At 69.8% G+C, this 10,591-nt stretch carries 6 protein-coding genes and 1 pseudogene; 2 read left to right on the forward strand and 5 right to left on the reverse strand.

All coding sequences use genetic code 11. The features are described from left to right. Positions 1-251 precede the first annotated feature (251 nt). Together D588_RS0110705 and D588_RS0110710 are read right to left on the reverse strand one after the other, a co-directional pair. Positions 252-1,052, reverse strand: a complete 801-nt coding sequence (locus D588_RS0110705; RefSeq protein ID WP_051067863.1) for an N-acetylmuramoyl-L-alanine amidase — start codon at positions 1,050-1,052, stop codon at positions 252-254. Positions 1,053-1,138: 86 nt separating this feature from the next. Then, entirely contained in the window at positions 1,139-3,889 is a 2,751-nt protein-coding gene (locus D588_RS0110710; RefSeq protein WP_017915962.1) for a TonB-dependent receptor, read from the reverse strand. 378 nt (positions 3,890-4,267) lie between these two features. On the opposite strand from D588_RS0110710, the gene D588_RS0110720 reads away from it, so the two are divergent. Together D588_RS0110720 and D588_RS0110725 are read left to right on the forward strand one after the other, a co-directional pair. Continuing rightward, the gene (locus D588_RS0110720) at positions 4,268-5,662 is read left to right on the forward strand and encodes an SH3 domain-containing protein (protein ID WP_017915964.1); all 1,395 of its coding nucleotides are present in this window, start codon (positions 4,268-4,270) and stop codon (positions 5,660-5,662) included. Further along, positions 5,659-6,762, forward strand: a complete 1,104-nt coding sequence (locus D588_RS0110725; RefSeq protein WP_017915965.1) for a dipeptide epimerase — start codon at positions 5,659-5,661, stop codon at positions 6,760-6,762. Before D588_RS0110720 ends, D588_RS0110725 begins: the two co-directional genes overlap by 4 nt. Positions 6,763-7,055: 293 nt before the next feature. On the opposite strand, the gene D588_RS28520 is transcribed toward D588_RS0110725, so the two are convergent. The 3 genes and pseudogenes from D588_RS28520 to D588_RS0110735 form a co-directional block, all read right to left on the reverse strand. Further along, positions 7,056-8,063 carry a glycoside hydrolase family 43 protein gene (locus tag D588_RS28520; protein ID WP_232764278.1) on the reverse strand — a complete coding sequence of 336 codons (1,008 nt, stop codon included), beginning with the start codon at positions 8,061-8,063 and terminating at the stop codon, positions 7,056-7,058. Continuing rightward, a pseudogene (locus D588_RS28525) lies at positions 8,064-9,515 on the reverse strand (MFS transporter); the annotation flags it as partial. 31 nt (positions 9,516-9,546) lie between these two features. Next, positions 9,547-10,591 (reverse strand): glycoside hydrolase family 3 C-terminal domain-containing protein (locus tag D588_RS0110735; RefSeq protein ID WP_017915967.1); only part of this gene is annotated, 1,045 nt, incomplete at its 5' end.

Here is a 10,591-nt window from a genome sequence, read left to right on the forward strand (position 1 = left end):
GTCGGCGGGCGCGGCGGATGCGGGCGCGCTCGCCGTCGCCGGGGTCTGCGCCGCGGCCGGCGCATCCGCGGCCTTGTCCTTGCACCCGCCCAACAGCAGGAAGGTTGCCGCCCACAGGGCCGTGGTTCCTCGCCTCATCGCACTGCGTCCTTTGGAGTCCGTTGGCGCGCGATGCTACCAAGAACCGCGGCGACGCCAAGTGACAGGTGTGCACGCCGCCAAGACCGACGCTGGCGGCGCAGCGCCCCGGCTCAGGGCGCGTCCGGCTCCATCGCCGGCACCGGCTGCGGCCGCGCCAGCAGCGGCTGGGTCAGCGCGTACAGGATGCGCAGGTCTTCATCGTCGAAGGCGCTGGCGTCGTTGCCGCGGTAGTGGTGGTGAAAGGCGCGCAGGGTCGCCGCACGGTCGTCGACCGGATAGCCGATCAGCGCCAGCGCCTGCCACGGATCGAAGCCGGGAGGCGCCGGCGGCGTGTCGGCGGCCGGCCAGCGGCCGAAGCCGGCGTCGGCCAGTCGCTTCCACGGAAACAGCGGGCCCGGGTCGACCTTGCGCGAGGCCGCGAAGTCCTCGTGGCCGACCACCTGGGTGCGCGGGATGCGCAGGCGCGTGCACAGGTCCTCGAGCAGGACCAGCAGGCTGTCGATCTGTTGCGGTGCGAACGGGGTCTTGCCGTCGTTGTCCAGTTCGATGCCGATCGAGGCGGAGTTGATGTCGGTGATGCTGCCCCAGCGCCCGGCGCCGCCGTGCCAGGCGCGGTCCTGGTCGGCGACCAGTTGGTAGCGCGTGCCGTCGCGGCCGATCAGGTAGTGGGCGCTGACCTTGCCCTTGCTGTTGTGCGAGCGCAGCGTGTCCAGGCTCTGCTGCACCGAGTGCTGGTCGGTGTAATGGATGACGATCAGGATCGGCCGGCGCGCGTCGTAGTTCGGCGACGGCACCCAGGTGGCCAGCGGATTGCGCTGCGGCGCGTGCGCGCAGGCCCCGAGCAAGGCCAGCGTGCCCAGCAGCAGCAGCCGGCGCACGGCGGACAGGGACGGCACGGGAACACGGGTCATGGACACTTCCTGGTCGGCGACGCACAAGCGTACGCAATCGGCGCGGCGACGGCGTGCAGGGACGGCCGACGCTCACCGGCGCGCACTCAGAAGCGGTAGTTGAAGTTGACGTACCACTGCCGGCCGATCGCGCTGTACACCCGCGGGAAGTACGGCCAGGTGGTGTAGGTGTCGTCGCGTGGATGCAGCGCGTCGAACACGTTGAGCACGCTCAGGCCGATGGTCGCCTTGTCGGTGATCTGCTTGGCGAGGTCGAGGTTCCACACCAGGTAGGGTGCCACCCGGCCGCGCTCGGCGTAGTCGGGCCGCGAGCCGTAGCGGTAGCCGTACACGCTGGCCGACCAGTCGCCGCGGTTCCAGTTCGCACGCCAGTTGCTGCGCGTGCGGAACGCCAGGTAGTCGACGTCGTTCATCACGTCCACCGGGCGCGCGCCGGCGAACTGCGCCACCTCCATCCGCAGCACCCGGGTCAGCCCGCCCTGCAGGCCGAGCGTGCCCCAGGCGCCGAGGTCGAGGTCGTAGCGCAGGCTGGCGTCGATGCCGTCGGTGCGCATCAGCGACTGGTTGATGGGGAAGGTCTTGAACGCGGTGATCTGGCCTTCGCTGGTCAGGTCGGTGCCGGGGCTGCGCGTCACCGCGTCCAGGTAGAAGCGGCAGGCCGCCGAGGCGGTGTCCACCGCGGCGCCAGCGCGGTCGCGGCCGAGCAGGCAGTTGGCGTTGTTCTCCAACAGGGTTTCGCTGGAGATGGCCTCGACCCGGCCCTTGAGTTCGATGCGGTAGTAATCCAGGCTAAGCGACAGCGCCGGCAGCGCATCCCACACCGCGCCGAGCGTGGTCGACTTGCCGGTCTCCTCGCGCAGCAGCGGATTGGAGGCCTGGGTGGAGAAGGTCTGATACTCGTGCGCGCTCGCGCAGGCCGCCGACAACGGATCCAGACCGTCGCGGCGGCACAGGTATTCGTCGACCACGGTGGGATTGTTGGCGCTGGTGCCGGCGTAGATCCACAGCAGGTCTGGCGCGCGGAAGCTGGTGGCGTGGCTGCCGCGCAGCAGCAGGGTGTCGAACGGACGCCACTCCAGACCGGCCTGCCAGGTCGCCGCGCCATCGACCGCGGTGATGTCGTCGTAGGCGTCGTAGCGCGCGGCCAGGGTGGCGCTGAGCCGGCTGGCGATCGGCACGCGCAGCTCCAGCCCTGCGGCGTAGCGCTTGCGCGGGCCGCCACCCGGCGTCTGGGTGAGGTTGTAGATGCGCTCGCTGCCGGTGTAGTCGACGGTGGTGCGCGGATCGGGCTGCAGGTCGTAGGTCTGCCGCGCCGCTTCCAGCACGGTGGCGATCTGCACCATGCCCGCCGGCAGCTCGAACAGGTCGCCGCTGACCACGAACTGCGCCTGGTCGGTGGCCGATTCGCCGCGGCTGACCACCTCGGTGGTGAGCTGCTGGTACAACGCCGGGCTGCCGGGCGCGAACAACCGGTCCGGGCGCACACGGCGGATTTCGGTGCCGTCCGGCCGATAGCCCAGCACCGGCCCGAAGTAGTAATCGCGCACCGCGTTGGTGAGGAAGCGCGGGCGCCGCGTGGTGGTGTCGTAGCGCGACAGCGACACGCTGGCATCCCAGTCGAAGCGCCCATCGAAGGCCTTGCCGCGCACGCCGGCGTTGAGGTTCCAGCTGCGCTCGTCGTAGTCGATGGTCTTGATGCCGCCGACCTCGTCCGGCAGGAAGATGCGCTGCGCGGTGACCAGCCCCAGGTCCGGATCGTAGGCGGTGAACGCGCCTTCGCCGATGTAGTAGTGGGTCTGGCTGGAACTCTTGTCCTGCGCGCGGTTGGCCAGCAGTTGCGCGTAGGCGGTGACGTCGTGGCCGAGCTCGGCATCGCCGGCCAGATAGGCCGAGGTCTTGCCGTAGCCGTTCTGCACCGAGCGCCCGGCGTAGTAGTCGAACGCGCCGCAGCGGTTGGCTGCGGGCAGGCTGTCGCTGGTGCGGTAGGGCCGGAATGCCGGATTGGTCGCGGCGCAGGCCGCGGCCAGCGCCTGCGGCGAGGTCGACAGCGTGCCCGCCAGCGGCCACAGATAGGTGGTGCCGCGGCGCAGATACACGCCGGAGATGGACACGTTGGGCGAGCTGGGGTCGGCCTTGTTGGCCGGATGGTCGTCGTAGGAATCCATGAAGTCGCGCTGGCGGGCGACGATGGGTTCGCGATCCAGCCGCTCGAAGGCGTAGGTGACGCTCCAGCCGTCGCCGCGGCGCCCGCCAGTCCACTGCAGTTGCCCGCTATCGCCGCCGCCGCGGGTGGTGGTGCCGGCACGCACGCGCAGGCTGTCGCCCTGGAAATCGCGCTTGGTGATGATGTTGACCACGCCGGCGACCGCGTCGGAGCCGTAGATGGCCGAGGCGCCGCCGCTCATCACTTCGATGCGCTCCACCGCCGCCGCGGGGATGCTGCCCAGGCTGACCGCGGTGCCGTTGGCGCCGTAGGACTGCGGATAATCGGCCATGCGCTTGCCGTTGAGCAGGATCAGCTGGTAGCCCGGCCCCAGCCCGCGCAGGTTGAGGTACTGGCCGTTGGGCGAACTGCCGGTCTGGTCGCTCTCGTTGAAGGTGCTGCCGCTGAACTGGGTCAGCGTGCCCAGCGATTCCCACACCGTAGCGAAGCCCTGCTTGCGGATGTCCTCGGCGGTGATGACGGTGACCGGCGCCGGGCCTTCCACCTGCGCGCGGGCGATGCGCGAGCCGGTGACCAGTACCGCATCGAGATCGCGCGGCGTCGCCGCCTGTTCCTGCGCCGCGGCCGGCAAGGCCCCGACCAGCGTCGCCAGCGACGCCAGCGCCACGCGCACGGACCGCAAGGGAAAAGGACGACGAACGATTCGCATGGGCACGCGGCTCTCCTGCTGGCGCGGGTGGATGGCGCGAACGTCGCGGGCGCGGCCACGGCCGAGCGCCTGTCCCTGGCGTCCACGCACACGGCGATGACCCGTGCGCGGCACGCGGCCATCGTGTTGCGGGTTCCTGCATCTTGCCGAGCGGACGCGGCGCTGCCGTGCGGTGCCTGCACGTTCCCCAGCGCCATCGCCACGCGCCCCCTGTGCAGCCGGGTGTAACACGCGCTCGCAAAACCTGTCAACGCAGCGCCTTGACAGAAAAAAACCGGGAATCGAAGATCCTGGCGTCGGCGCGTGACATCCGCCGACCTTCTTTCCAGACAGTGGGTTCCCATGATCACGATGCGCGGCCTGTGCCTGTTGCTCGCCGCGGCGGCGAGCGGCGCCATCGCCACGGCACGCGCCACCGAGGCCATGCCGCTGCAGGCACAGCCGGCGCAGTTGCAGGCCGAACACTGGATCGCGCGGCTGCCGGCGGCGTCGGCACCGTTGCTGGAGGCGACGCAGCGCGCCGCGTTCAACGCCCGGCTGCTGCGCGACGACCCGTCGATGCACGACCTGACGGCGCTGCCGACGCAACTGCCCGCCGCGCAGGTGCGCGCGCAGATCCTGGCGCTGTCGGCGCCGCCGACGCGCACGCTGTACGACAGCCAGGGCGGCGTACTGGACGCCGCGCGATTGCAGGCGCTGCAGCGCGCGCTGGCGCTGGACGCGCTGCCGGCGCAGGTGCAGCCGCGCTATGCATTGGTGGTGCAACGCGCCGACCTGCGGCGCTTCCCGACCGCCGAGCGCGTGTTCAGCGACCGCGCCGATCGCGACATCGACCGCTTCCAGGAATCGGCGCTGTATCCGGGCAGTGCAGTGGCGATCCTGCACGCCAGTGCCGATGGCCAGTGGCTGTTCGTGCTGGCGAACAAATACGCTGCCTGGATCGCCCGCAACCGCGTGGCCGAGAGCGACCGCGCCAGCGCGCTGGCGTACGCGCAGCGCACACCGCGACTGCTGGTCACCGGCGCACGCGCGGCCACCGTGTTCACCCCGGACCTGCCTGCCGCCTCGCAGGTGGCCCTGGACATGGGCAGCGCGCTGCCGTTGCTGCGCGACTGGCCGCCGCAGAACGTGGTCAACGGCCAGTCGCCGCTGGCCGCCTACGTGGTGCAGCTACCGCTGCGCGACCGCGACGGACGCCTGCAACTGGTGCCGGCGCTGATACCGCGCAGCGCCGACGTCGCCGAGGCGCCGCTGCCGGCCACGCCGCAGATGCTGCTGCAGCAGGCGTTCAAGTTCCTCGGCGAACGCTACGGCTGGGGCAACAGTTACGACGCGCGCGACTGCAGCGGCTTCGTCGTCGACCTGCATCGCAGCCTCGGCATCGAGTTGCCGCGCAACACCGGCGACCAGGCGCGCAGCCCCGCACTGATGTCGGTGCCCTACACCGCCAGCGACCCGCTGCCGCAGCGGCGGCAGGCATTGGCGCAACTGCGCGTCGGCGACCTGGTCTATATCCCCGGCCACGTGATGCTGGTGATCGGCCACGAAGACGGCCAGACCTGGGTGATCCACGACGTGGCCGGCGCCAGCTACCGCGACGCCGCCGGCCAGCTGCAGCGCGTGCGCCTCAACGGCGTGTCGGTGACGCCACTGGAACCGCTGCTGCTAGGCGACGGCACGCCGTTCATCGACCGCATCACCCGCATCCAGCGCCTGCGCGCGCCGACCGCCGAATGAAGATCACCGAGATCCGCCTGGGCATGCTGCGCGTGCCGCTGAAGACCCCGTTCAAGACCGCGCTGCGCACCGTGCAGGCGATCGAGGACGTGGTGGTCATGGTCCACACCGACGATGGCCGGATCGGCCATGGCAGCGCCCCGGCCACGCCGCCGATCACCGGCGACACCCATGGAGCGATCATCGCGGCGATCGAGCGCTGCCTGGCACCGCGCCTGATCGGCGAGGACATCGCCGACCTGCAGCGCCTGCGCGGCCTGATCCAGGGCGCGCTGGAACACAACAGCAGCGCCAAGGCGGCGCTGGAGGTCGCCGTGCACGACCTGTGGGCGCAGCTGCATGGTGCGCCGCTGTACCGCCTGCTTGGCGGTGGCACGCCGCACCTGAGCACCGACCTCACCATCAGCGTGAACGCCGTGGACACGATGGTGGCCGACGCGCTGTCGGCGCTGGCGCGCGGGTTCGTGGCGCTGAAGATCAAGATCGGCACCGATCTCGCCGAGGACATCGCACGGGTCAAGGCGATCCATGCCGCGGTCGGCGATCGCGCGCAGCTACGACTGGACGCCAACCAGGGCTGGACACCGAAGCAGGCGGTGCAGGCGATGCACGCGCTGGAACATGCCGGGGTCACGCTGGAACTGCTGGAGCAGCCGGTCAAGGCCGGCGACGTGGACGGCCTGCAGTACGTGACCGAGCGCGTGCAGACCCCGGTGATGGCCGACGAAAGCGTGTTCTCGCCGGCGCAGGCGATCGCGTTGCTGCAGCGGCGTGCGGCGGACATCGTCAACATCAAGCTGGTCAAGGCCGGCGGCCTGTCCAACGCGCTGCGCATCGCCGACATCGCCGCGGTGTACGGGCTGCCGTGCATGATCGGCTGCATGCTCGAATCGAGCATCGGCGTGGCCGCGGCGGCGCACCTGGCGGTGGCGCGCGCGGACGTCATCACCAAGGTCGACCTGGACGGCCCGTCGCTGGGGGCATTCGATCCGGTGGTCGGCGGGGTGCAGTTCGACGAGGCGCAGATCCGGATTGGCGATGCGCCGGGACTGGGGATTCGCGAGATCCACGGGTTGGAGCTGTTGCCGCGATCGGTGTAATGGCGCCGAGCATGGCTGGCTGGCTCTAGCAATTGTCGGAGGGACTTCATTCCCGACTGCTGTCGCAATCGGTCATGGGATGGCTTCACTCGTCGCGACCGAAGTCGCTCCCACAGGAGCTTGCGGGGAGCCTGCCGGGTGCACGGTGGGAGGGACTTCAGTCCCGACGCATCGCGCCATCGGAACGCATAGCACTTCGCTCGCCTCGGCTGCATGGCAGCCGAGGCCTAGAGGAGGCCAATGCGCCGCCCGCCAACTCCGCAGGCGGCGCAGTGTCACTAGACCACGGCCTTTCAGCCACCATAGGGATCGACAGTGCGAATGCTCCCGTCCGGCTCGACGTGCAGCGGCGTGCACTTGACCGAGCGCAGGTGGGTCACGCCGCCGGACAACAGGGCGTCGTGGTAGAACAGGTACCAGCGCCCCTGAAACGCGCAGACGGAGTGGTGCGTGGTCCAGCCCACTACCGGCTTCAACAGCACGCCGCGATAGGTGAACGGGCCATACGGACTGTCGCCGATGGCATAGCACAGCAGATGCGTATCGCCGGTGGAATACGACAGGTAATACCGGCCCTGATCCTTGTGCAGCCACGGTCCCTCGAAGAAGCGGCGCGCGTGGTCGTCGGCGCGCAGCGGCTGACCGTGTTCATCGAGGATGACGATTTCGCGTGTGCGCTCCGCCAGCTGGGTCATGCCCGCGTCCAGCCGGGCGATGCGCGGGCCCAGTGCCGGCGCATCGCCCTCAGGCTCGACGTGCGTCGCATCGAAGCGGTCGTCGCGGTACTTCTGCAACTGCCCGCCCCAGATGCCGCCGAAGCACAGGTAGTGCGCGCCGTCGTCGTCCTCGAACACGGCCGGGTCGATCGAATAGGTGCCCGCGATCGGCTCGGGTTCGGCGGCGAACGGGCCTTCCGGACGATCGGCTACCGCCACGCCGATGCGGAACAGGCCGTGCGCGTCCTTGGCGGGGAAGTACAGGTAATAGCGACCGTCGCGGCTGGCCGCGTCCGGCGCCCACATCTGCCGGCTGGCCCAGGGCACGTCGCGCACATGCAGGGCGACGCCGCAGTCGGTGGCCGCTCCGTCGGGCGTGTCCATACGCAGCACGTGGTAGTCCTCCATGCCGAAGTGGCCGCCGTCGTCGTCGAACGGCGCACCGCTGTCGATGTCGTGCGACGGATAGATGTACAGGCGCCCCTCGAACACATGGGCCGACGGATCGGCCGTGTAGATGTGCGTCACCAGCGGTTGCGCGATGGCATGCGCCGCGAGGTGGCCGAGGTCGCTGAGTTCACCCACCTCGCTGCCCTGGCGTCGCGCCTGCAGGTCGTGTTCGATGCGATGTTCCATGCGCTTGTCGATCCGGTAGAAGCACAGCAGCGCCACCGCCACCAGGAACGGGAGGGCGCTGTAGACGCTCACGGTCAGGCGGATGCCGTCCACCACGGCCTGCGGCTGCTGTTCGGCGCCTGCCTGGTAGCCATGGTGCGCGAGGATGCCGGCGACCAGCGCGCCGCCGATGCTGAGCCCGATCTTCAGCCCGCACAGCATCGCCGAGAAGATGATCGCGGTGGCGCGGCGATGGTTCTTCCACTCGGAGTAGTCGGCGACGTCGGCAATCATCGCCCACAGCAAGGGGATGGTGATGCCGTAGCAGAAGCCGTGCAGCATGAAGGCGCCGAAGGCCACGCCGATCGCAGTGGGCGGCAGGACGTAGAACACCAGCAGGAACAGAGTGGAGACCAGCAGCGCGCCGCCAAAGGCATCGCGCTTGCCGAAGCGGTCGGCCAGCCGCCGCGAGAAGCCGATGCCCAGGATCATGCACAGGATGCCGCAGGCGTTGAACAGGCTGAACGCCGAGGTCGCCGGATCCTGCGGCCAGGTGAAGCCGGACAGTCCCCAGCCGCCGAGCAGCGCGTTCACCCCGCCGATGAAGCCGTTGAAGCCGGAGGCGTCGAGAAAGCCCGCCAGCGCGGCCTCGCTCAGGTAGTACTGGAAGTAGTAGATGTAGGTGCCGCCCTTCAGCGCCAGGTTGACGAAGACCAGCACCGTCAGCGCCAGCATCACCTTCCACGGCCGGTTGTGCAGCAGGTCGGACAGGTCCTGCAGCACGCCGGCGCTCTGCTCCTTGGCCGGCACGATGCGCTCGCGCGTGGTGGCGAAGGTGATCAGGAAGAACAGCGTGCCCACCACCGCGAACACCGTCATCAGGCGCTCGAAGCCGCGCACGTTGTCGCCGTCACCCAGGATCAGCACCAGCGGCAACAGCAACACCTGGATGATGAACTGCGCGATCATCACCGCCACGAAGCGGTAGGCCGACAGGCTGTTGCGCTGAGCCATGTTGCCGGTGAGCACGCCGCTGAGCGCCGAATACGGCAGGTTGTTGGCCGCGTACACCAGCATCAGCAGACCATAGGTGGTCAACGCGTAGACGACCTTGCCGCGCGCGCCCAGCTCCGGCGTACTGAAGGCGAGCAGCGACAGCACCCCGAACGGAATCGCCGTCCACAGGATCCAGGGTCGGAACTTCCCCCAGCGGGTGGCCGTGCGATCGGCGGCGATGCCGATCAGCGGGGTGAACACGAACGCGCCGAGCAGGCCGATCACGAAGATGATCGTCGCCGCCGTGGCGGCCGGCAACCGGTACACGTCGGTGTAGAAGAACGCCAGGTAGGTGATCAGGGTCTGGAAGATCAGGTTCGCCGCCAGGTCGCCCAGGCTGTAGCCCAGCTTCTCCCGCACCGACAGCGTGTGCGCGGCGGTCTCCGCACTGCGGGCCTCAGTCACGGCGCGCCTCCACGGTGAAGCGCGCACGCACGCGGGCATCGGCGCTTGAACCGCCGATCCGTACTTCGTAGCTTCCTGCCGGCACGACGTAGGTGCCGCGCGCATCGTCGTACTGGCGCAGCGCCTGCCGCGCGTCCAGTTCGAACGTCAGGGTTCGGCGTTCGCCCGGGGCCAGGCGCACGCGCTGGAAGCCGCGCAGTGCCTGCTGCGCATCGCCGGGCGCGGCCGCCAGCCGCCGCACGTACAGCTGCGCGACTTCGTCGCCGGCGCGCTTGCCGGTATTGGCCACCTCCACCTGCACCTTGAGGCGTCCGTCGTCGGCGATGCGCGGCGCATCCACGCGCAGCTTGCCGTAGTCGAAGCGCGTATACGACAGCCCGTGGCCGAACGGATACAGCGGCGTGCCGCGGAAGTAGCGGTAGGTGCGGCCTTCCATCGCGTAATCGTCGAAGGCCGGCAGCACCTGATCCGCCCTGTAGAACGTCACCGGCAGGCGCCCCGCTGGATTGACCTCGCCGAACAGCGCCTGGCCCACCGCGGTGCCGCCGCGCTGCCCCGGATACCAGCTCATCAGGATCGCCGGCAGATGCGCCTGCGCCCACTCCACCGCCAGCGCCGAGCCGCCGGTCAGCACCATCACCACCGGCTTGCCGGTGGCGTGCAGCGCTTCCAGCAAGGCGCGCTGCGGCGCGGGCAGGCGCAGGTCGGTGCGGTCGCCGCCGGCGAAGCCCGGGTAGTCCACCTTCATCTCTTCGCCCTCGACATCGCCGGTCAGCCCGCCGACGAACACCACCACGTCCGCGTTGCGCGCGGCATCGAGCGCCTCGTCGAACGGCGGCTTCGCCCCGGGCATGCGCCAGCCCAGGCGCACGCTCGCGTCGCGCTCGGCGTCGTAGTACTCCAGCTTCACCGCATAGGCGCGGCCCGCCTGCAGGTCCAGGTCCACGCCGTCGGCGCGCATGCGATCGCTGTCGGTCCAGTGATCCAGCACCAGCTTGCCGTCGACATAGAGGCGGAAGCCGTCGTCGGCGGCCGCC

The sequence above is a fragment of the Xanthomonas sp. SHU 308 genome (assembly GCF_000364645.1).
Taxonomy (GTDB): Bacteria; Pseudomonadota; Gammaproteobacteria; order Xanthomonadales; family Xanthomonadaceae; genus Xanthomonas_A; species Xanthomonas_A sontii.